Genomic DNA, 23,812 nt, shown 5'->3' with positions numbered 1-23,812 from the left:
AAAATGAATTTACTTGATTGCTTGTAGGTATGTCCAGTATTCTTCTCTAAAAGGAGTGTGCACTTTTGAAAAACCTATTTTTTTTAACCACTCCATTTGGGTATTGTAATTTGTAGGGTTGTCAAAAGTATTATAGTGCTCCATTAGCCATTCCCACTTTTCTCTAGTAGGGTAATTGCTTAATACAAATGCTTCCCAATTTTTTAATAAATCTGAATGTTCTGGACACTTTTTGTTGATCATTAAGTCACTGCAAGAAAATATGCCATTAGGCTTTAAAGAAGAATAAATGTTTTCAAAAATTACTTGTTTTTCTTCTTCATTACAATGATGTAGGCTAAAACCAGCTACTATCAAGTCGTAATGATTTTCGTTAAAATGAAATTCATTGAAATAAGAATTTGAATAGATCATGGAAAAACCTTTAAATCGTAGCTTACATAAATCAATCATTTCTTTTGAAGCATCTACTAAAGTATAATTTGCATTTGGGAAATGTTGTAAAAGAGTAGCAGTTACATTACCATTTCCGCTTCCAAGTTCTAAGATTGAATGAGGAGAAAAACCTTCAGGTAAATATTGTGTAAAGCTAAGTATTAATTTTTCATAATAAGGAACACAACGAATCATATCATTCGTATAGTCTTTCGCAAATTCGTTAAATTCAGATGCTATGTTTTCTCCTAACTTCATGATGTAATTCTTTGACTTAAAGATAGTAAAAGAATAAAAGATAATAAATAAAGCGATTATAACACAATATCGTTTTTCCATTCATATGGAGCAGGAATATCTGTATCATCAATCAATTGACGGATATCTATTTCTATTCCTCTACTCATATTTGTAATGGGAACATCATTTGGTCCTCCTTCAAATGGATTTTCAGAATTTTCTCCAATACTTTCCATTGTATTGAAAACCCAAGAGATAATCACACTAAAAGGTATAGAAAGCCAAACAAAACGTTCAGCAAGAAATTCTTGAATTTGGTGTCCCCAAGAAGTCCTTGATTGATGTGTTGTTAGATCTTCAATAATATGTTTTCCTATACTTTCAAAACCTTCCATAATTCCGAAGGGTAATAAAATAATAAATAACCAAACGAAAAGATAATTCATGGTGGCATATTGACGAGGGTAAGGAAAGTTTTTAATACGTTCACTTTTTCCTTGTAGGGTGTAGAACTCTACCAGCATATTTTCCATTTCTACATGCCTAAAGTCATCTATAAAACCTTGTTGTTTTAATTCTCGTAAACGACGAGATTGAATTCCTAAAATTTGAGAAGCTTGATTTCCCTTGGCAAAGAGCTCTTCGTATTCTTCAGTAGAAATATAATCTTTAATAACATTTTCAATAGGTATTTCATCTTCATAAACAAAGAAGTTTTCTTTTCTAAACTCTGCATTTGATTTATCTTTAATTAAATGCATTTCCCAAGGTTTATCTTTTCGTAATTGGTATCGTAATGCAGTGAGCCAAGCCACATGTCTATGAACTAATTCGCGATGAATATCAAATAAGCCATCATTTGATAGTTTGTCTTTAGCATGATCATTATTAATATAATCCTTTACCATGATGGTCCATGATCTGGATGAATTTACAATGCCTCCCCAGATTTTACGAGCTTCCCAGAGTCGGTCGTAAGAAGCGTTATTCTTAAAACTGACTAAAAAAGAAATAGCAGTACCTAGAACACCTAATGGAAGCCATGGAACATGTAACCATTTTAGACCTACAATGTCAAATAAAAAAACAGGAATGGTTGCAAGAATAATGAAAAGATAAATATTTCTTCTTGTCCAACGTAACATTCCTCTAAGCGGAAAGGTTCTTTTGATATACATACGTTAATATTATGTTATAGTCTCAAAAATAGAAAAAAGGTTCAATATATTTGTTAGTCTATACAAATCAATCTTTTACATGAAAAAGCTAAGCTTTCTATTATTTTTTGTGAGTTTATCAATCTTATCTCAACAAAAAATTGACTTATCATATTATCTACCAAACGATGTAACTTACAATAAAACTATTCCAACTCCAAAGTCTATCATAGGACATGAAGTAGGAGAGTGGCATGTAACACATGATAAATTAGTAACCTATATGAAAGCTTTGGCGAAAGCATCAGATAGAGTCACTATTGAAAATAGAGGAGAAACTTTTGAGGGAAGACCTTTGTTATTATTAACAATTACTTCTTCTGAGAATCATCAAAAATTGAATAGTATTAGAGAAAGTCATATCAATGCAACTGAGGATGCTACGGTAGATGTATCTAATTTACCTATTGTGGTGTATCAAGGATTTTCAATTCATGGTAATGAAGCAAGTGGAGCTAATGCTGCGCTCGCAGCAGCCTATTATTTAGCTGCTGCAGAAGGAACTAAAATATCAGAGCTTTTAAATAATACTGTTGTTTTGTTTGATCCTGCTATGAATCCTGATGGTTTACAACGTTTTGCGTACTGGGCAAATACGAATAAAGCGAGTAATATAAATCCAGATCCAAATGATAGAGAGTATCATGAAATTTGGCCAGGAGGAAGAACAAATCATTATTGGTTTGATATGAATCGAGATTGGTTACCAGTACAATTACCTGAAAGTAAAGCAAGAATAAAGACTTTTCATAAATGGTTACCGAACATATTAACTGACCATCATGAAATGGGAACAAACTCTACGTTCTTTTTTCAACCAGGGATACCTAGTAGAACCAATCCTTTAACACCACAAATGAATCAGGATTTAACAAAAGAAATAGCAGGATACCATGCTAAAGCATTTGATAAAATAGGCTCAACCTATTATTCAGAAGAAAGTTTTGATGATTTCTATTATGGTAAAGGATCAACCTTTCCCGATATTAATGGAAGTATAGGAATTTTATTTGAACAAGGAAGCTCTCGAGGACATGCGCAAGAAAGTGAGAATGGTATTTTAACGTTTCCATTTACAATTAGAAATCAGTTTACAGCTACCTTATCTACTTTAGAAGCAGCAAAAAACATGAGAGTTAAGATACTAAAGTATCAACAAAATTTTCATAAAAACTCTAGAAATTCAGGAATGGAGAAAGCTATTGTTTTTGGTGATGAAAAAGATGCAGCAAAAACAAATGAATTGGCTAAAGTACTTAAGCGTCACAAAATAAAAATTCATGAATTATCAAATGATTTTACTGCCAATGGAAAAAGATTCAAAAAAGGATATAGTTATGTAGTACCGATGAATCAGAAGAATCATCGTTTGGTGAAAGCGATGTTTGATGTTAGAACAAAATTTAAAGACAGTTTGTTTTATGATGTTTCAGCTTGGACCTTTAATCATGCTTTTGGAGTTGATTATGCTGATAATATTTCTTTAAACAAAGCGGGAAGAGAGGTTGTTGAAATAAAAGCTAATGAGGGAAGTATAACGAATAAAAGCTCTGTAGGATATTTGTTTTCTTGGAATGAATATAATACTCCTAAAGCATTAAATACAATTTTAGAAAAAGGCTTAAGAGCAAAGGTTGCAATGAAAGAGTTTAAGAACAATGGTGACTCTTATGATTATGGAACAATTTTTATACCTGCTCAAAATCAAACTTTGAAAGCAGAAGAACTTTTTGGTTTTTTAGAAACTATAGCTAAAGAAAACTCCATAGAAATTAAAGGAGTTAATACTGGATTGAATGAGGGTATTGACCTTGGTAGTAGAAACTTTAGATCAGTAAAACAACCTAAAGTAGCAATGTTAGTAGGAAGTGGAATAACAAGTTATGATGCAGGTGAAATATGGCATTTATTAGATCAGCGTTTTGATATCAAATTAACTAAACTAGATGTTTCTTATGCAACTCGTGTTGACTTAAGCAGATATACAACGATAATTGTTCCGAATAGTTACTCATTAGATAAAAATTTAGAAGAAAAATTAAAGACATGGGTAAGTAATGGAGGAGTATTAATTGGTTATAGAAATGCTGTAAATTGGTTATCTAATAAAGGGTTTGTAAACGTGAAGTTTAACAAGACCAAGATTGATACTGTTGAAAATGTTTCTTTTGAGGATAGGTCTTTACAATCTGGAGCACAAGTAATCGGAGGAGCAATTTTTGAAGCCAATATAGATCGTTCTCATCCAATCAATTTTGGATACAAGAATGATAAGATTGCACTTTTTAGAAATACACGTCAGTTTATTAAAGCGAATAAAAAGAGTTATAATAACCCTATTCAATACACAAATACTCCATTATTAAGTGGATATATTTCAAAAGAGAATTTAGAAGAACTAAAAAATACTGTTCCATTTGTTTCGCAAAGATTAGGAAGAGGAAGAGTCCTTGTTTTTACCGATAATACGAACTTTAGAGCTTTTTGGTATGGTACTAATAAGTTGTTGGCGAACGCTATTTTCTTTGGAAAGATGATGTAGTTAAGTGATTGTTTTTTAGTGTTTTATTTTTTTTATTGAGGGGTTTTTATATATTTACCATAACTAATCAAAAATGTCCCTCAATGAAAAACAAGCTATTCTTAGCCATGTCCTTGGCTACGTCTGTTTTATTTTCTCAAAACAGCGAATTGTGGAAAAAACAAGAAAATGTAAAGGTTAAAGCAAGCAATGCTGCTTTACAAAAGAGACTGCCAGATAAAAAAATCTATCAGTTGGATTTAAAGGCATTCAAACAAGCTTTAACCAATGCGCCAGAAAGAAATGTTGGAAAACGATCCAACGTAATTATTTCCTTTCCAAATGCGGAAGGAATAATGGAAAAGTATCGAATCACTGAAGCTTCAGTTTTACATCCGAGTTTATCAAAAAAATACCCAGATATTAAATCATATATGGGAGTAGGGGTAGACGATCCTTCAGATAGAATTCGTTTTAGCCTTTCAAACGCTAAAGGTTTACAAAGTATGCGTTTAGGAATTGATAAACCTACAGTGTTTATCGAACCTTATTCAGATGACCTAAAAAAGTATACTATTTATAAGAGGTCAGATAAACCTCGTGAGGTAGATGGCTTTAAATGTGATGTTGATCCGAATAATAGGAGTAAAAGTACTGGTAGTTCATCTTCCTTTAAAAATGCAGATGATGGTATTCTAAGAACTTATCGAATTGCAATTTCTGCAACAGGAGAGTATACGGCGCACCATGGTGGAACAAAAGCGCAAGCATTGGCAGCAATGAATACTACCATGACAAGGGTTAATGGAATCTATGAAATGGATTTTAACTTAACGATGATCATCATTGCAAATAATGAAGATGTAATTTATACCAACGCATCAACAGATCCATATTCTAATGGAAGTTTTAACTCTCAAGTACAATCAACATTAACAAGTGTTATTGGTGAAGCAAATTATGATATAGGACATCTATTTGCGAAAGCATCAAATAATGGAAATGCTGGTTGTATCGGATGTGTTTGTGTAAATGGAAGTAAAGGAAGTGCTTTTACTTCTCGTACAACTCCAGAAGGTGACCCGTTTGATGTGGATTATGTAGCACACGAAATTGGACATCAATTTGGAGGAAATCATACGTTTACTATTAGAAATGAAGGAACAAATGTGCATATGGAGCCAGGAAGTGGTACAACAATAATGGGGTACGCGGGTATCACCGGAGCTACAGATGTGCAATCAAATAGTGATCCTTATTTTCATGCGATTACAATTCAACAGATCACGAATTATATTAAAACAACTTCTTGTCAAACAAATACATCAACAGGAAATAATGTACCAACTGTAAATGCAGGAAGTGATTATACAATTCCAAAAGGAACAGCTTTTGTTTTAACAGGAACAGCAAATGATGCAGATGCATCAGATGTGCTTTCTTATTGTTGGGAGCAAATGGATGAAAACAATGCGGCTACTACATACCCGAGTGTTACGGCAACTGCTGGAGTAGCTTTTAGGTCGTATTCACCAACAACAAATGCATCAAGATATTTTCCAAGGTTGGAGACTATCAAAACAGGAAGTACTTCTTGGCAATGGGAAGCAGTGCCAAATGTGGCAAGAAGTTTAAACTTTAGATTAACTGTAAGAGATAATAGAGCAGGAGGAGGAACAAATAACAGTGATGATATGGTTGTAACTGTGAATGGAACTGCTGGACCATTTGTAGTGAATTCTCCTAATACAAATGTAACTTTAAGTGCAGGAGCAACAGAAACAGTAACATGGGATGTTGCAGGAACAACAGCAAATGGAGTAAATGCGGCTAATGTTGATATTTTAATGTCAACAGATGGTGGAGACACTTATCCAGTAGTATTGGCAAGTGGAGTTCCTAATGATGGTTCGCACGATATAACAGTGCCAAATTCTGTTGGTAACCAAAATAGAATTATGGTGAAAGGAACAAATCATATTTTCTTTGATATTTCTAATACTAATTTTACCATATCAAGTCCCCAACCATGTACAGCAACAGTGCCAACAGGTGTTGGTGTGGGAAGTGTTACAGCTTCGGGAGCTATAGTTTCTTGGAATACAGTTTCAGGAGCAACATACACTGTAGAGTATAAAAAAGTATCTGATGCATCTTGGACTTCGAGTAATACATCTGGGACAAGTACAACATTATCTGGGCTTGATGCAAGTACGAATTATGAAGTAAGAGTAAAAAGTGTTTGTACTGATGGAACTTCTTCTAATTTTAGTACTGCAGTTAACTTTACTACAACAAATGTACAACTGGTATACTGTACAGCTAATAGTACAAATGTAAATGATGAATATATATCGAATGTTAAGTTAAATACTATAGATAATACATCTACCGGACAATTTTACTCAGATTTCACCAATATCTCTACAACGATAACAAAAGGAGCTTCAGAAACCATAACAATCACACCAACTTGGACGGGTACTGTTTATAGCGAAGGTTATGGAGTATGGATAGATTATAATAAGAATGGGGTGTTTACAGATGCCGGTGAATTAGTTTGGAGCAAAGCCGCTTCAACAGATACTCCGGTTTCAGGTAGTTTCACAGTTCCAGCGTCAGCAGTTACTGGAGATACAAGAATGAGAGTCATTTTAAGATATAATGCAATACCAAGTCCATGTGGAGAATTTACATATGGAGAAGTGGAAGATTATACAGTAACTATTGCAGATGCAGGGGCAGATACAGTGGCTCCAGTAATTTCATTATTGGGTGATAGTGTTGTGAGTATTTCGGTCGGAGATACTTATACGGATGCAGGAGCAACAGCAAGCGATAATGTTGATGGAGACATTAGTAGTAATATTGTAGTTTCAGGATCAGTAGATACAAATACACAAGGAACTTATATACTAACATATAATGTATCTGACGCTGCTGGAAATGCTGCAACAGCTGTGACGAGAACGGTCAATGTAAATGCCGTAGTAGCGGGTTGTACAGGAGGAATAGGGAGTTATCCATATACCGAATCTTTTGATAGCTCATTTGGCCAATGGACTCAAGCTGGAGGAGATGATTTAGATTGGTCTAGAAGAACAGGAGGAACACCTTCAAATAATACTGGTCCAAGTGCAGCTACAAATGGTTCTCATTATATATATGTAGAAGCATCTGGAAGAAATACAGGATACCCAAATAAAAGAGCAATTATAAATTCACCTTGTTTTGATTTGTCTGGATTGTCTGCTGCGTCTGTTTCTTTCCAATACCATATGTATGGAGCAACAGATATGGGAACAATCGATTTAGAAATAAGTGAAGATGATGGAGCAACTTGGACTTCTATTTGGAATCAATCTGGAAATAAAGGAAACTCATGGTTGTCTGCTTCTGTAGATTTAGGTAGTTATATTGGTAAAGGAATCAAATTAAGGTTTAATCGTTTTACAGGAAGTACCTGGAGAGCTGATATTGCTATAGATGCTTTTGAATTGAATTCAACTAGTGCTTCTGCTATTGGTAGAGCCGAAACGATTCCTTCTGTAGAATTAGGAATTTACCCTAACCCTGTGGTATACAATAAAATTAAATTGATAAAACCTGTTGGAATGAAATCTGCAGATTATACAATTTATAATATTTTAGGACAGGAAGTAAAGAAAGGAACAGCTACAGATTATATCGATGTAAGTAAATTGAAAACAGCAATGTACACGATTATTTTTAAAGAAGAAGATGATTTAAGAAGTATAAAGTTTGTTAAGAAATAAAAGAAAAACCCCGTCTACAAGACGGGGTTTTTTATTTAATATAATAAAGAGAAATGTGATTTAACTTGTTGATGTCTACCATTTTCATCTATAAAAGTAAGAACAAACCAATAATCATTGTTAGGAAGTTGCTTACCATTATAGGTTCCGTTCCATTTTTCACTGTTTTTATCTAAAGAATGTAAAACTTTCCCAAACCTATCAAAAATGTATACAACAGGTTCTCTTAATTCTTCTACTCCGATTATATGCCAAGAGTCATTTGTACCATCGTTGTTTGGTGTAAAGAATCTAGGGTAATCAATAATAACCTTGCTTATACTCGTTTCTCCACAACCGTTATCATCTAATACATAGAAGGTGTTGTTTCCTGCAGGAACATTTTCAAAAACAGGCTCTTCTTGATACAATCCATCATTTAATCTATATAAATATTTTCCTGGTCCCGAAGCAATCACTTTTACAATGTGATTATCTGCAAATAATTCAGAAACCAGTTCTAGTTGTAAAATATCGGGTTCACCAGAAGGTATAATTTCAGTTTCGTTGCTTATAGAACATCCCGTTGCTATAGTGGTAACAGTTACTTTATAGGTTCCTGATGCTTCGGCAGAAATAGAAGAGGTGGTAAAACCTAAAGAAACATTATTTAAAAACCATTCAAAAGTATATTCGCTACTATTTAAACCAGTATCTATCTCAGGAACAACAAAATTGTCATCCGTTGGTTTACATAAAAAAGCACTATCAAGATCAAACTCAGCAGGAATATTGATAGTGATATTAAACTCCTCTACTTCAAAGCACCCAGTAGCATTATTTGTTACCTTAGAAAATAAAGAATAAGTATTTGTTCCATTAGTGATGTAGTTGTTTTTATCAAGAGCAATGTTATTAGTAGCATTATCCATTGATGAGTGATAGCTTACAGAGTAGATTGTGTTGTCTAATCCCCCTAGTACAATTGTGTCAATAGGTGATAAGTCTATGGTGTTGATATAATCAAAATCATTATCACAGTAAAATTGATCTGGAATAGCTGCTATAGTAAACGGAGCAGTTCCATTTAAAGTAATACTATCGCTAGGAGAGTTGGAACAAGATATTGTTACATGAACAAAACTAAAGTTGGAATATACAGCATTTACCAAATTAGTAAGAATAACTTGCCCTGCTGCATTAGAGGTATATGTGGTTTCAGGAGCATTTGTTCCGTCAATTTGATAGTTGATCACCACATTTTCATTAGGTCTAAGTTTAGATATTACTATTTCACCATTATCCCCTTCACAATTTGAAGGGTTAGAGAAACTAAAACTAGGGTCTTCAGGTTGAGGTGGGACCAAGGTGTAATTAACACTAAAGTCTGTAACACAACCCTTGTAAGTAATTTTAAAATCAGAATAAGTTCCTTCTTCAAGGGTTAAAATTTCAATAGTGCCACCACCGTTTGCAGTATAAGTGTTTTCAATAGTAGTGGTACCGTTATAAACATAACTTAACAAATAATCATCACCAGCATTAAGGTTTGATAAAACGATACTACCATCATTCCCTCCACAACTAGAAGGGTTGGTTTCTGAAAAAACAGGACGCACAGGATCTGGTGGCGTTAAGTTATACACCGTGTTGAGTTCTGTATTACATGAATCATATTTGATATTGAAATTTCCGTAGGCTCCTTCTTCTTGATTTGTTATTTCAATAATTCCTAAAGAGTTTGCGGTATAATCTTGAGGTGCTACAGCTACACCATTTTTTTCATAGTCTATGGTATAGATTTCGTCAGCTACTAAACCAGATAATCTTATAATACCATCATTTGTGTTACATCCAGTTGGATTAACCGTAGATATATTAACAATCAATGGAACAAAAGTTTCATCAATTTCTCTTAAAATATAATAGTATACGAAAGTCTTAGTTTCATTCGGTAAAATATCGCCTAAATTGAAAGCTATTGATATCGCTTCATCTTCAGTTTTTGAAGCTCCTACAGTTTGTACAACACCAAAACCTTCCCAGATATCACTAGCGTTTCTATTACTAAACCCCCCAAAAGATACTTTAGCTCTATTGTCATTGGCATATAAACTAACACTAGAACCATCTGCATCTGGAATAGTGGAAAGTGAGGTGGTTAAAGGATCTTGAGAAGCTTTTACAAGAGAAACACTTGAGGTGGCGTCTGGTTGACTGATGATTTCATTTGCAGTTGAATAATTAAAATTAATAGTAACATTATTATCAGGATCAACATTGTGCATGAAAAATACATCTTTTTTTATTTCTGAACTTGTGTTCGTAATAGAAGTAATCATTTGAATGAATAAACCATTTTCGGTAACACTATACAAACGTTGAATTTCTAGTCCATTAACTCTTCCAGCCCATTCAATTTGAGCTAAACTTTCAAAGCAATCAGATTCAAGAGTTTTACTACTTATAACCTCTCCAGGGATTTGTTCTGTAGGCCCTAGAGTATTATTACTATAATTTATTCCATCTATTTCAATAGAAAATCCTTCTTCTGGAGATCCAGGAGTGAAAAAATCACCATCGTAATCTACCCAGTTGTCTTTTTGTGGATTGGCAATAAATCCAAACAAAAAATTGACATTTTCTCTATTGTCGTGAAAAGAAGCAGGCTTGTTGGCGGTTTTGTTACCAAAAACACCTTGATGATTGATTCCAATTTCTACATAATTCCCTTTTACCCATCCTTCTTTGTCTATTAGATGAGCTTCAAGTTGAGAAAAACAAGTTGCAGAAAATAAGAGCAATAGTACGGTAATTACACCAGTATATTTCATGATTACAATTTTTGAAACAAATATACTTGTATAAACAGAAATATTAAAAAAAAGAAATGTTAAATAACGGGCACTGTAACAAAACTCCAGATAATTCGTCTTTTAAATAAACAATCAAAAAAAGACTATGAGTTTACTACGCGTTTTATTGGCAATTTTTTTTCCTCCCTTATCGGTTATTGGCTACGGATGTGGCTCTATTGTAATCGTTTTCTTGCTAACACTTTGTGGCTGGGTTCCAGGAGTTATAGGGGCCTTGGTGATTTTAAACAGCTCAAATTAAAATGAAACTTGCAACAATAAGTTGTGTTTTAATTATTGTACTGAATTCATGTATTACTCAAAAAAATATTTCTGTAAAAGATATCGCAGGTAGTTGGAGTTTAGTAAGCGATTTTAATGGTGAAATGAGATTGAAAAAAAAACTTTTTAATAATACTACTTTTTTCAATTTTGAAGAAGATGGTACAGTTGTTTTAAAGAATAAAGAAAAGAGAAAACTTGAAGACTTTAAAAAAGAATCGGGAAAACAAATAGTTCGTTGTTATTTTGATTTGTTTTCTTCTGTTTATAAAGAAAGAATAGGGAATTGGAAAATTGATACAGATACTTTGTTTATAGATCTAAAATCAAAGGAAACTTTAACCTTTGAGATAACTTATTTAGATTCTAAATTTTTAGATTTGAGTATTTTAAAATAATTTTTTTAAAAAAAGTTGTGACCTTTTGTTTTTTTTGTGTGTCTAATTTATTAGAAACCAAAAAGATAAAACATGACATTATTTATAGCTACCTTAATTACAATATTTATTTTATGTACAATAAAGCCTAGTTCTAATAAGTTAAGAACAAGTAAGGTGTATGTAAAAAGTAAAAAAAAGAAGTAAAGACCCTTTCATATAAATTCCCTTAAATGTAAAATAAAACTGCACTCTTGGGGAGTGCAGTTTTTCTATTTTATTTTAAAGCTTCTTCGATAATTTTACCTGTACTTCCGTTTGGAAATTCAATTTGTAATAAATTAGAAATCGTTGGAGCAATATCTATAATTTCATATTTCGTTTTAGAGCTACCTGGTTGAATACCGTTACCATAAAAAATTAAAGGAATATGGGTGTCATATGAATAACCTGAACCATGTGAGGTACCTCCTTTTTTATAATAAGTACTTAAAGTAGAAGGATTAGGAATTAATAAAACATCACCTGAGAATTTTTGGTTATAACCATTTTGTAGCGAATTTAAAATACCAGAGGTAAATGAGGTAGTTTGTAAAGTTCTTGCAGTTACTGATTTATATATACCTTTATAATTAATAACTTCATCTGCAATTTTTTGTGCAACAGTATTAGCTTCTAGTTTTAATTCTTCAATCTTTTCTTTATTTAAAAATATTTGAAAATTGGAAATGTTTTCAACAAGCTGGTCAGAGTTAAAGTGTTTTTGGGTAATGTTGTTTACAAATGCTGTAAATTTCTTATTGCTAAAATAATGTGCCGGAATTTTTACAGATTGTAAGTACGAAGGAACTTGAACAGCAGCATGATCGGCTGTCAAAAACAAGGTGTAATTATCTTCTCCTATTTCAGTATCTAGGAATTGAAATAAATCTGCTAAATCTCTATCAAAACGTAAGTAAGTATCCTCTATTTCTTTAGAAGCAACTCCAAACTGATGACCAACATAATCAGTAGAAGAAAAACTAATAGTGATAAAGTCCGTGTATTCCGATTTTCCTAATTTTTCATTAACAATAGCGGCTTTGGCAAAATCACTAGTAAAAGAATTTCCTGCTGGAATAGCTTTTAAAATACTATAATCATTGTTTTTACTTCTTAATTCAGGAATGTTATGAGGAAAAGTGGGTTTCTCTTGACCTTTAAAAGGCTGTTCAAACGAATTATCATCAGCTATACTTTCATTATAAGTGCTAATATCATACAAGGTTTCCCATGGTTTACTAAGGTATTCATCTGCTTTTTTTGAAGCATTAAAATCTTTCACCCATTGAGGTAATTCATTCATATAATATGAAGATGTAATCCATTCTCCTTTACTTCCTCCATCAAACCAATATGCTGCATTGGCTGTATGCCCAGCAGGCAAAATAGCAGATCGATCTTTAATAGCAACACCAATAGTTTTACCTTTCATGTTTTGAGCTAAACGTAACTGGTCGGTAACGGTCGTGGTTAACATTCTGTTAGGCGATTTTTTTCCGCCATCACCATCATTACCAACAGTGTTGTAGTTATTGTCGTCAACACAATAAATAGTTTCTTTAATAAATTTGTCATACCAATTGTTACTAATAATTCCATGATTAAAAGGAGTTGTTCCAGTATATATAGAAGTATGCCCTACAGCAGTATAAGTAGGGATGTAATTATAATGGGCGTTCTCTAAAGAAAAGCCATTGTTTAAAAGTCTTTTAAACCCATCTTCTCCATATTTACTTTCAAATCGGGTTAAATAATCATACCTCATTTGGTCTACTACAATTCCTACAACTAACTTTGGTTTTTGGTCAGTTTTATGTTCAATTTTACAAGAACTAAAAAAAGTAGAAATAGCAATGATTAAAAGTGAGATTTTTCTCATAATATATTTTGATTTAACATGGCCAAAGTTAATTAAATGGAGAGTAAATAACTAATACATTCTCTTGGTTGATGATAATTTAATATTTTAGCAAAAAGAAAAAACTTTAGATGAATTACATTGAGCATATTGGTAAATATTTTCTAATGCTAAAGCAGGTGTTTACCAAACCTCAAAGAGGCCGAGTTTTCAGAGAAGCTTTGTTTAGGGAAGTTGAAGAATTGGGGCATAAATCTTTGGGAATTATAGCATTTATCTCATTTTTTATTGGTGGAGTTATTGCATTGCAAACTGCATTAAATATAGAAAGCCCTTTTATACCTAAATATTTGATAGGTTTCGCAACAAAACGCTCTATAATTCTAGAATTTGCACCAACATTTTGTTCAATTATATTGGCTGGAAAAGTTGGGTCTTATATTACTTCTAGTATTGGTACGATGAGAGTTACAGAACAAATTGATGCGCTGGAAGTAATGGGGATTAACTCTTTAAATTATTTAGTGCTACCTAAGATAATTTCAACTGTATTTTTTTATCCGTTTTTGGTAGTATTATCAATGTTTTTAGGAATATTAGGTGGATGGGTAGCAGGAGCTACGTCAGGAATATTTTCTTCAGTAGATTATTTGAATGGGGTTCAATTAGAGTTTGACCCATTTTTAGTAACCTATGCCCTTATTAAAACAATTGTGTTTGCTTTTATAATAGCTACAGTACCGTCATATCATGGTTATTATGTGAAAGGTGGTTCTTTAGAAGTAGGAAAGGCAAGTACGCAATCGGTAGTATGGACTATTGTAGTCATTGTTATAGCCAATTATTTCTTAACACAAATGCTGCTTACTTAGTTATGATAGAAGTAAATAATTTACATAAAGGATTTAATGGGGTAGAGATTTTGAAAGGTATTTCAACCTCTTTTCAACCAGGACAAACAAGTTTAATTATTGGGCAAAGTGGATCGGGTAAAACGGTATTTTTGAAATCTTTAATTGGGTTGCATACACCAGAAGAAGGTGCAATCATATATGACGGTAGGAAAAATACAGAAATGTCTATTGAAGACAAACGATTGTTTCGACAAGAATTGGGAATGGTATTTCAAGGAAGTGCGTTATTTGATTCGCAAACTGTAGAAGAAAATGTAATGTTCCCTTTGAAGATGTTTACACAACAACCAGAAGATGAAATGTTAGATAGAGTGAATGCGGTGTTGAAAAGAGTAAACCTAGAAAACTCAAACGGAAAGTATCCAGCAGAATTATCAGGAGGGATGCAAAAAAGGGTCGCAATAGCAAGAGCAATTGTTATGAACCCTAGATATTTGTTTTGTGATGAGCCAAATTCAGGTTTAGATCCTCAAACCTCTATTGTGATAGATAATTTAATTCAAGAAATTACAGATGAATATCAAATAACAACAGTTATAAATACACATGATATGAATTCTGTTATGGAAATAGGAGATAAAATTGTTTTTTTAAATAAAGGATATAAAGCCTGGGAAGGAAGTAGCAAGGAAATCTTTAAAACTGATAATGAATCGGTGGTCAATTTCGTGTATTCTTCTAATTTGTTTAAAAAAGTGCGTCAAGCATATTTAAATGATCATTAGGTAAAAGTTTGTGAATGAGTAGTTAAAATATAAAGGTGTTTTTTTTGAGAAATTATTTTAAAAAAACTTTTGCCAAACTAGAAAAAGCTCCTATATTTGCACCCGCAAACGCAGAAATGTATATGCAATGACCGGGTAGCTCAGTTGGTAGAGCATCTCCCTTTTAAGGAGAGGGTCCTGGGTTCGAGCCCCAGCCCGGTCACTATAGAAAAACTTCTATAACTGAAGTTTTTTTAACAGTTTTGGGGAGATTCCAGAGCGGCCAAATGGGACGGACTGTAACTCCGTTGTCTTTCGACTTCGCAGGTTCGAATCCTGCTCTCCCCACTATCCTCAATTAAAAAGATTGAGGTTTTTTTATGTCTTTTTGCATTCGCAAATACAATGACCGGGTAGCTCAGTTGGTAGAGCATCTCCCTTTTAAGGAGAGGGTCCTGGGTTCGAGCCCCAGCCCGGTCACTATAAGAAAGCTTCATTTACGGAAGCTTTTTTTAATAGCTCTGGGGAGATTCCAGAGCGGCCAAATGGGACGGACTGTAACTCCGTTGTCTTTCGACTTCGCAGGTTCGAATCCTGCTCTCCCCACCAGCCTCAATTAGAAGATTGAGGTTTTTTTATATCTTAATGTTTGGTTGTTTAATTTTTTATTAAATTTGTTAAACAAAATATATTTCCAATGAATAACTTATTAAAAATTAATGTTTTTGCATTTTTTCTAGTTTGTAGTGTTAGTTTATTTTCTCAGAATACTGGAGTTATTAAGGGTAAGGTGATAGATAAAAAAACGAGAGAAGTATTGCCTTTTGTAAATATAACAGTTAATGAAGGAAGTGTTGGTGTATCAACTAATGATGAAGGAATGTTTGAACTTACCGGAGTGGTGTTAGGTTATAATAAAATTCAGGTCTCTTTTGTAGGGTATAAAACTCTTGTTACAAGTGATTATTTAGTGACCAAAGATAAGGTGCCTTTTGTGTTAGTGGAACTTGAGCAAGAAGTAGCAACATTAGAAGAAGTTGAGGTGACGGCGAAGTTGTTTCAGAAACCATTGGAAAGCCCATTGTCCTTACAATCTTTGGGGGTGGAAGAAATAGAACGAAATCCTGGAGGAAATAGAGATGTTTTAAAGGTAATTCAATCTTTTCCAGGAGTTGCTTCAAATCCAGGGTTTAGAAATGATATTATCATTAGAGGAGGAGCAACTTCAGAGAATAAGTTTTATGTAGATGGAATTGAAGTACCAGTAATTAATCATTTCCAAACACAAGGAGCTACTGGAGGACCTGTAGGAATTATAAATGTAGACTTAGTTAGGAAGGTAGACTTTTATGCTAGTGCCTTTCCTGCGAACAGAGGGAATGCATTGAGTTCTGTAATTGAATTCACGCAGAAAAGAGGAAATCCAAATAGAATACAAACAAGAGCTACGGTAGGAACATCGGACGCAGGTATTACCATTGATGGACCATTAGGAGAAAAAACAAATTACATGTTGTCTGTGCGTCAATCCTATTTACAATTTTTGTTTAAGTTGATAAAGCTTCCCTTTTTGCCAACTTATACCGATTTTCAACTAAACCTAAATTCCCAATTATCTAAGAATAGTGAATTGTCAATACTAGCTTTAGGTGCTATTGATGATTTCGAAATCAACACAGAAGTGAATGATGGAGAAACTGATGAAGATATAATCAAAAAGAACAAAGTGTTTTTAAATGCAGTGCCTGTTAATACGCAGTGGAATTATACAGTTGGAGCTAGATATAAGTATTTCGGTAATGTTTCTACACACACTTTTGTATTAAGTAGAAATGAATGGAAGAATAAAGCGGAAAAGTATTTCTTAAATATAGAAACACCTAGTAATCTATTATTGAATTATGAGTCTAAAGAAATAGAGAATAAATTTCGATATGAAAATGAATTAAAAACCAATAATGATTACAAAATTACTTTTGGCGGAAATTTAGAAACTGCAAAATATACTAATGCAACTTTTCAAAAAATAGCCAATGTAAATGGAGTAGAAATAGATGAGTTTTCTTCTGAAGTAAGTTTTCTTAAGTATGGACTTTTTGGTCAAATGTCTAAGAGGTATTTTCAAAATAGATTAGGAGTCTCTTTGGGGGTTCGTTTAGATGGTGTAGATTATAATTCAAATATGAGTAATATTTTTAATCAATTGTCTCCACGATTAGCTTTAAGTTATAATTTAAACAATAAATGGTCTTTGAATAGTTCTATTGGAAGCTATTATCAGTTACCATCTTATACAGTATTAGGTTATCGAAATGATCAAGGGGTTTTGTTAAATCAAAACGAATTGAAATATATTCGCTCAAACCACTATGTCACCGGTGTAGAATTTTTACCAAATAAAACTTCAAAAGTTACTATAGAAGGATTTTACAAACAATATAGAAATTATCCTTTTTCTGTAAGAGATCAAATAAGTCTAGCAAACCTGGGAGCGGATTTTGGAGTAGTCGGAAGTGAGGAGGTCGTTTCTAATTCCGAAGGTAGAGCATATGGATTTGAATTACTAGCTCAAAAAAAATCTTTTAACGGTTTGTATGGTTTGTTGTCATATACATTTGTTAGGAGCGAGTTCAAAGATGTAAATAATACCTATGTGCCTTCCACATGGGATAACAGACATTTATTAACTGTAACTGGTGGTAAGAAATTAAATAAGAATTGGGAAGTAGGAGCAAGGTTTAGGTTGGTGGGAGGAAGACCGTATACACCTTATGATGAGAGTGCATCTTCTTTAATAGAAACATATAATGTTAGAAACGGAGGGGTTTTAGATTATACTCGATTAAATCAAGAAAGGTTTTCAACGTATACACAATTAGATGTTAGGGTGGATAAAACTTGGTTCTTGAAGAAATGGTCTATTAATCTATATCTAGATATTCAAAATTTGTACGCAAGTAGTACCGAGCAACAAGCCTTTTTATTACCAACCGAGAACCCAGATGGAACAAGAGTAGTTGATCCTAATGATTCGAATCGATATGTTTTGGAAGAAATAGAAAATACATCTGGTAGAATTTTACCTAGAATTGGGCTGATAATGGATTTTTAGTCACTTTAACTTTTTATAAGGTGTAAAAAACTTAAATTGCTCATTCAAAAAACACAAATAAAATAATAATGAAGCAATTTATTATAACTGCTATTGCTGCTATGGTAGGGTTTTGTTCGGTAGCTCAAGAATATCAATTCAAAACCATAAAAGATATTGAAAATACACAAGTAAAAAGTCAAGGAAGAACTGGAACTTGTTGGAGTTTTTCTACAACTTCTTTTTTAGAATCTGAAATCATTAGGTTAACAGGTAAACAAATTGATTTATCAGAGATGTATACAGTAAGGAATACATATTCAGAAAAAGCGAATAATTATTTATACCGTCAGGGAAAAGCGCAATTTAGTGAGGGAGGTTTAGCACATGATGTAATTAATGCTGTTAGAAAGTATGGGTTGGTTCCTGAACAAACCTTTACGGGATTAGAATTAGGAGTAGATAGACATAATCATTCGGAAATGATAGCGGTTTTAAAAAGTATGTTAAATACTTACATAAAGAACCCTGCAGGAGAACTAAGTCCAAGATGGAAACAAGCAATTGAAGGAGTGTTGGATGTTTATTTAGGAAAGAATGAAAAAGAATTTGTTTTTGAAGGGAAAAAGTATACTCCACAAACTTTTGCTGAGTTTGTGAAGATAGATCCGTCAAATTATATAACTATAAGTTCTTTTGGACATGCCAAGAAATATGAAAAATTCATTTTAAATATTCCTGATAACTTTTCTAATGGAGCATTTTATAATGTAACGCTAGATGAGTTAACAAGTATTACAAAAGAAGCTATAGAAAAAGGGTATACGATAGAGTTAGATTGTGATGTTTCTGAAAAGACATTTTCATCAAAGGCTGGAGTTGCTGTAATTCCAGCAAGTAGTTTTGAGAATGAAAAGGCTTTAAAAGAAATAGTAAAAGAAAAGAATATTACAGAGGAGTATCGTCAATCTGAATTTGAAAACTTTAATACTACTGATGATCACTTGATGCATATAGTTGGATTGGTAAAAGATCAAAAAGGAAATACATATTTTAAAGTAAAGAATTCTTGGGGGCAAAATCAGGGTAATAAAGGATATGTATATATGTCGATCCCTTATTTTAAATTGAAAACAATTTCTGTGTTGCTTCATAAAGATGCTTTGTCTAAAGAAGTAAAAGATAAGTTGAAAGTAAAATAAACTACATATAGTAGTATTTATAAAGCTCAAAGAGGAATCTTTGGGCTTTTTTTAGGGAGCTTATAATGGGGGGCTGCTAGGTTTTGTAGAGAAGAAGTAAAAAAACTAGAAGGTTTAGTAGTTGTTTTTAAGGTAGTTAGTTTTTTAGTTTAAAAAAAGGTTTAAAAAGGTGTTGTGGGATTAAAAAAACGTCGTATGTTTGCACCCGCAATCGCAAAACGGATAGTGTTTAGAAGATTGCAAAGTTCATTAAAATAGGATATGTGAAGGGTTAAGAAAGGGTTAAAAAATAGTTTAATTTTTTCTTGTTTAATCGGAAATAAAATAGGTAACTTTGCAGTCCGTTTTAAAAACGAAAGTTCGTTGAAATAGTGTAAAAATAAACTTCAAAAATTTTAAAAAAGTTTTTGTCAGATTAAAAAGAGTTTATATATTTGCACTCGCTTTTAAAAAGAGCAAAAGTTCAGAGAGATTTTGGAATGATTTAAGACAAATCAACTAGTTCGATTCTAGTGTTTCTACAAAGAGGTTAAGTTGAAAATACAATGAAATTATTTGTGATTTAGAGACTAACCAAGTTCATTGAAAATATTGAAATTGACAGCGTAATTAAAGAGTAGAATTACCACGGCGACCTAATTTAGGTTAGGTTACCAAAAATTCTTTTGAAGCTTAACATTTAAAATTATTAAAGATTTTACAATGAAGAGTTTGATCCTGGCTCAGGATGAACGCTAGCGGCAGGCTTAACACATGCAAGTCGAGGGGTAACAGAGAAAAGCTTGCTTTTTTGCTGACGACCGGCGAACGGGTGCGTAACGCGTATAGAATCTGCCTTGTACAGGAGGATAGCCTTTAGAAATGAAGATTAATACTCCATAATATTGGGAAGTGGCATCACTATCTAATTAAAGATTTATCGGTACAAGATGACTATGCGTCCTATTAGCTAGATGGTAAGGTAACGGCTTACCATGGCAACGATAGGTAGGGGGTCTGAGAGGATTATCCCCCACACTGGTACTGAGACACGGACCAGACTCCTACGGGAGGCAGCAGTGAGGAATATTGGTCAATGGAGGCAACTCTGAACCAGCCATGCCGCGTGCAGGAAGACTGCCCTATGGGTTGTAAACTGCTTTTATACGGGAAGAAACTTACTCACGTGTGGGTAACTGACGGTACCGTAAGAATAAGCACCGGCTAACTCCGTGCCAGCAGCCGCGGTAATACGGAGGGTGCAAGCGTTATCCGGAATCATTGGGTTTAAAGGGTCCGCAGGCGGTCAATTAAGTCAGAGGTGAAATCCTACAGCTTAACTGTAGAACTGCCTTTGATACTGGTTGACTTGAGTCATATGGAAGTAGATAGAATGTGTAGTGTAGCGGTGAAATGCATAGATATTACACAGAATACCGATTGCGAAGGCAGTCTACTACGTATGTACTGACGCTCATGGACGAAAGCGTGGGGAGCGAACAGGATTAGATACCCTGGTAGTCCACGCCGTAAACGATGGACACTAGTTGTTGGAATTATTCAGTGACTAAGCGAAAGTGATAAGTGTCCCACCTGGGGAGTACGATCGCAAGATTGAAACTCAAAGGAATTGACGGGGGCCCGCACAAGCGGTGGAGCATGTGGTTTAATTCGATGATACGCGAGGAACCTTACCAGGGCTTAAATGTAGAGTGCATGATCTAGAGATAGACTTTCTTCGGACTCTCTACAAGGTGCTGCATGGTTGTCGTCAGCTCGTGCCGTGAGGTGTCAGGTTAAGTCCTATAACGAGCGCAACCCTTATCGTTAGTTGCCATCAAGTAAAGTTGGGGACTCTAGCGAGACTGCCGGTGCAAACCGCGAGGAAGGTGGGGATGACGTCAAATCATCACGGCCCTTACGTCCTGGGCTACACACGTGCTACAATGGTATGGACAATGAGCAGCCACTATGCGAATAGGAGCGAATCTATAAACCATATCACAGTTCGGATCGGAGTCTGCAACTCGACTCCGTGAAGCTGGAATCGCTAGTAATCGGATATCAGCCATGATCCGGTGAATACGTTCCCGGGCCTTGTACACACCGCCCGTCAAGCCATGGAAGTTGGGGGTGCCTGAAGTCCGTCACCGAGAGGAGCGGCCTAGGGTAAAACTGATAACTAGGGCTAAGTCGTAACAAGGTAGCCGTACCGGAAGGTGCGGCTGGAACACCTCCTTTCTAGAGAAAGATGGTGAGTTACAAAAGAGGTAATTTACTCTTTGCTGTTAATTTTAAAAAAAAGACTAAGATCTTAATAGTCTCGTAGCTCAGCTGGTTAGAGCGCTACACTGATAATGTAGAGGTCGGCAGTTCGAGTCTGCCCGAGACTACTATTTTAATTAAGGTCGAAGTAAGGAAATTCTAGAAGTTGGGTGAGAGTGTTAAGTAACTTAATCGCTCATGAGGCTCCTCTTACTAGAGAAGGGGAATTAGCTCAGCTGGCTAGAGCGCTTGCCTTGCACGCAAGAGGTCACCGGTTCGACTCCGGTATTCTCCACGAGGTTTTTATAACCTAAAGTTCATTGACATATTGGTAAAATGATATCGTAAAGAATCAAGATAGAGAGTTAGATAAATATCTAACGAATTATTTTTATAAAAATATAAAGAATTATAAAGAGCTCGTTCTAGTGTAATGCTAGAGCAAAAAGTACAATAAGCTAAATAAGGGCGTATGGCGGATGCCTAGGCTTTCAGAGGCGAAGAAGGACGTGATAAGCTGCGATAAGTAACGGGGAGATGCACATAATTTATGATCCGTTAATTTCCGAATGGGGCAACCCGGCATGTTGAAGACATGTCACCGAAAGGAGCAAACCCGGAGAACTGAAACATCTAAGTACCCGGAGGAAGAGAAAACAATAGTGATTCCGTTAGTAGTGGCGAGCGAACGCGGATTAGCCCAAACCTAATTTGTTACGGCAAATTGGGGGTTGTAGGGCTGCGACATTAGAATCTAAGTGAACTAGAATAGTTTGGAAAGACTAACCAAAGAGAGTGATAGTCTCGTATAGGTAAACGAAGAGGATATAGCAGTACCCTGAGTAGTGCGGGACACGTGTAATCCTGTATGAATCTGCCAGGACCATCTGGTAAGGCTAAATACTCCTGAAAGACCGATAGTGAACTAGTACCGTGAGGGAAAGGTGAAAAGAACCCTAAGTAAGGGAGTGAAAGAGAACCTGAAACCGTACGCCTACAAGCGGTCGGAGCACATTTACTGTGTGACGGCGTGCCTTTTGCATAATGAGCCTACGAGTTACTGTTACTAGCAAGGTTAAGGATTTAAGGTCCGGAGCCGAAGCGAAAGCGAGTCTGAATAGGGCGCAATTAGTTAGTAGTAGTAGACGCGAAACCGAGTGATCTATCCATGGGCAGGTTGAAGCTGTGGTAACACACAGTGGAGGACCGAACCAGTTGACGTTGAAAAGTCTTTGGATGACCTGTGGATAGGGGTGAAAGGCCAATCAAACTCGGAAATAGCTCGTACTCCCCGAAATGCATTTAGGTGCAGCGTTGAGTAAAAGTTTTATAGAGGTAGAGCTACTGATTGGATGCGGGGGCTTCACCGCCTACCAATTCCTGACAAACTCCGAATGCTATAAAATGTTTCTCAGCAGTGAGGGCATGGGTGCTAAGGTCCATGTCCGAGAGGGAAAGAACCCAGACCATCAGCTAAGGTCCCCAAATATATACTAAGTTGAATAAACGAGGTGGAACTGCTTAGACAGCTAGGATGTTGGCTTGGAAGCAGCCATTCATTTAAAGAGTGCGTAACAGCTCACTAGTCGAGCGGTTCTGCATGGATAATAATCGGGCATAAGTATATTACCGAAGCTATGGACTTAATAAAGTGGTAGGGGAGCATTCTATATGTGCTGAAGGTGTGCTGTGAGGCATGCTGGAACGTATAGAAAAGAAAATGTAGGCATAAGTAACGATAAAGGGGGCGAGAAACCCCCTCACCGAAAGACTAAGGTTTCCTCAGCGATGCTAATCAGCTGAGGGTTAGTCGGGACCTAAGGCGAATCCGAAGGGAGTAGTCGATGGACAACAGGTTAATATTCCTGTACTTCTTATAAATGCGATGGGGTGACGGAGTAATGAACCCGCCGCGAGCTGACGGAATAGCTCGTTGAAACACGTAGGTATTGGGACTGTAGGCAAATCCGCAGACCTAGCTGAAATGTGATAGTACCACAACTCTTCGGACGCGTGGATAGTGCGGCTAAGAACTTCCAAGAAAAACCTCTAAGCTTCAGTTTATAAGAACCCGT

Annotated in this window: 12 protein-coding genes, 6 tRNA genes and 2 rRNA genes (1 of these 20 running past the window's edge); 16 read left to right on the top strand and 4 right to left on the bottom strand. The window is 34.8% G+C overall.

Features of this window, described 5'->3' with window-relative positions:
• Positions 1-9 precede the first annotated feature (9 nt).
• Positions 10-693, bottom strand: coding sequence for a class I SAM-dependent methyltransferase (locus ABNT22_RS14170; RefSeq protein WP_348714153.1), 684 nt, complete (start codon positions 691-693; stop codon positions 10-12).
• Between the two features lie 56 nt (positions 694-749).
• Positions 750-1,853 carry a bestrophin family protein gene (locus tag ABNT22_RS14165; RefSeq protein WP_348714154.1) on the bottom strand — a complete coding sequence of 368 codons (1,104 nt, stop codon included), beginning with the start codon at positions 1,851-1,853 and terminating at the stop codon, positions 750-752.
• Positions 1,854-1,932: 79 nt separating this feature from the next.
• Here ABNT22_RS14165 and ABNT22_RS14160 point away from each other — a divergent pair, with 79 nt between their 5' ends.
• Together ABNT22_RS14160 and ABNT22_RS14155 are read left to right on the top strand one after the other, a co-directional pair.
• Positions 1,933-4,434, top strand: coding sequence for a M14 family metallopeptidase (locus ABNT22_RS14160; RefSeq protein ID WP_348714155.1), 2,502 nt, complete (start codon positions 1,933-1,935; stop codon positions 4,432-4,434).
• Positions 4,435-4,517: 83 nt separating this feature from the next.
• Complete coding sequence (locus ABNT22_RS14155; protein WP_348714156.1) at positions 4,518-8,189, top strand: reprolysin-like metallopeptidase; 3,672 nt, start codon at positions 4,518-4,520, stop codon at positions 8,187-8,189.
• 35 nt (positions 8,190-8,224) lie between these two features.
• On the opposite strand, the gene ABNT22_RS14150 is transcribed toward ABNT22_RS14155, so the two are convergent.
• Positions 8,225-11,002, bottom strand: coding sequence for a T9SS type B sorting domain-containing protein (locus ABNT22_RS14150; protein WP_348714157.1), 2,778 nt, complete (start codon positions 11,000-11,002; stop codon positions 8,225-8,227).
• Between the two features lie 127 nt (positions 11,003-11,129).
• Between ABNT22_RS14150 and ABNT22_RS14145 the strand changes: the two genes are divergently transcribed.
• Together ABNT22_RS14145 and ABNT22_RS14140 are read left to right on the top strand one after the other, a co-directional pair.
• Positions 11,130-11,285, top strand: coding sequence for a YqaE/Pmp3 family membrane protein (locus ABNT22_RS14145; protein WP_348714158.1), 156 nt, complete (start codon positions 11,130-11,132; stop codon positions 11,283-11,285).
• A 1-nt stretch (position 11,286) separates the two neighbouring features.
• Entirely contained in the window at positions 11,287-11,703 is a 417-nt protein-coding gene (locus ABNT22_RS14140; RefSeq protein WP_348714159.1) for a hypothetical protein, read from the top strand.
• Between the two features lie 256 nt (positions 11,704-11,959).
• Here the strand turns inward: ABNT22_RS14140 and pafA are convergent, their stop codons facing one another.
• Positions 11,960-13,603 carry an alkaline phosphatase PafA gene (gene pafA, locus ABNT22_RS14135; RefSeq protein ID WP_348714160.1) on the bottom strand — a complete coding sequence of 548 codons (1,644 nt, stop codon included), beginning with the start codon at positions 13,601-13,603 and terminating at the stop codon, positions 11,960-11,962.
• 110 nt (positions 13,604-13,713) lie between these two features.
• Here pafA and ABNT22_RS14130 point away from each other — a divergent pair, with 110 nt between their 5' ends.
• The 12 genes from ABNT22_RS14130 to ABNT22_RS14075 form a co-directional block, all read left to right on the top strand.
• Entirely contained in the window at positions 13,714-14,454 is a 741-nt protein-coding gene (locus tag ABNT22_RS14130) for an ABC transporter permease (RefSeq protein ID WP_348714161.1), read from the top strand.
• A 2-nt stretch (positions 14,455-14,456) separates the two neighbouring features.
• On the top strand, positions 14,457-15,221 hold the full coding sequence (locus ABNT22_RS14125; RefSeq protein ID WP_348714162.1) for an ABC transporter ATP-binding protein: 765 nt from the start codon (positions 14,457-14,459) through the stop codon (positions 15,219-15,221).
• A gap of 129 nt (positions 15,222-15,350) precedes the next feature.
• A tRNA-Lys gene (locus tag ABNT22_RS14120) sits at positions 15,351-15,423 on the top strand.
• A gap of 42 nt (positions 15,424-15,465) precedes the next feature.
• Positions 15,466-15,548 (top strand) — tRNA-Tyr (locus ABNT22_RS14115).
• Positions 15,549-15,607: 59 nt separating this feature from the next.
• Positions 15,608-15,680: transfer RNA gene (locus ABNT22_RS14110), tRNA-Lys, on the top strand.
• Positions 15,681-15,723: 43 nt separating this feature from the next.
• Positions 15,724-15,809: transfer RNA gene (locus ABNT22_RS14105), tRNA-Tyr, on the top strand.
• Between the two features lie 88 nt (positions 15,810-15,897).
• The gene (locus tag ABNT22_RS14100; protein ID WP_348714163.1) at positions 15,898-18,312 is read left to right on the top strand and encodes a TonB-dependent receptor; all 2,415 of its coding nucleotides are present in this window, start codon (positions 15,898-15,900) and stop codon (positions 18,310-18,312) included.
• 68 nt (positions 18,313-18,380) lie between these two features.
• A complete protein-coding gene (locus tag ABNT22_RS14095) occupies positions 18,381-19,493 on the top strand; it encodes an aminopeptidase C (RefSeq protein WP_348714164.1) in 1,113 nt (370 codons plus the stop codon).
• A gap of 699 nt (positions 19,494-20,192) precedes the next feature.
• Positions 20,193-21,713 (top strand): 16S ribosomal RNA (locus ABNT22_RS14090).
• Between the two features lie 78 nt (positions 21,714-21,791).
• Positions 21,792-21,865: transfer RNA gene (locus tag ABNT22_RS14085), tRNA-Ile, on the top strand.
• A gap of 93 nt (positions 21,866-21,958) precedes the next feature.
• A tRNA-Ala gene (locus ABNT22_RS14080) sits at positions 21,959-22,032 on the top strand.
• A 156-nt stretch (positions 22,033-22,188) separates the two neighbouring features.
• Positions 22,189-23,812 (top strand): 23S ribosomal RNA (locus tag ABNT22_RS14075); it runs 1,244 nt beyond the window's last position.
• The 16S and 23S rRNA genes sit together here with 2 tRNA genes alongside, the layout of an rRNA operon.

This window comes from Tenacibaculum sp. 190130A14a (assembly GCF_964048965.1).
GTDB lineage: Bacteria > Bacteroidota > Bacteroidia > Flavobacteriales > Flavobacteriaceae > Polaribacter > Polaribacter polynesiense.
Note: the sequence above shows the minus strand (reverse complement) of the source record. Positions and strands in the feature narration are given on the sequence as shown.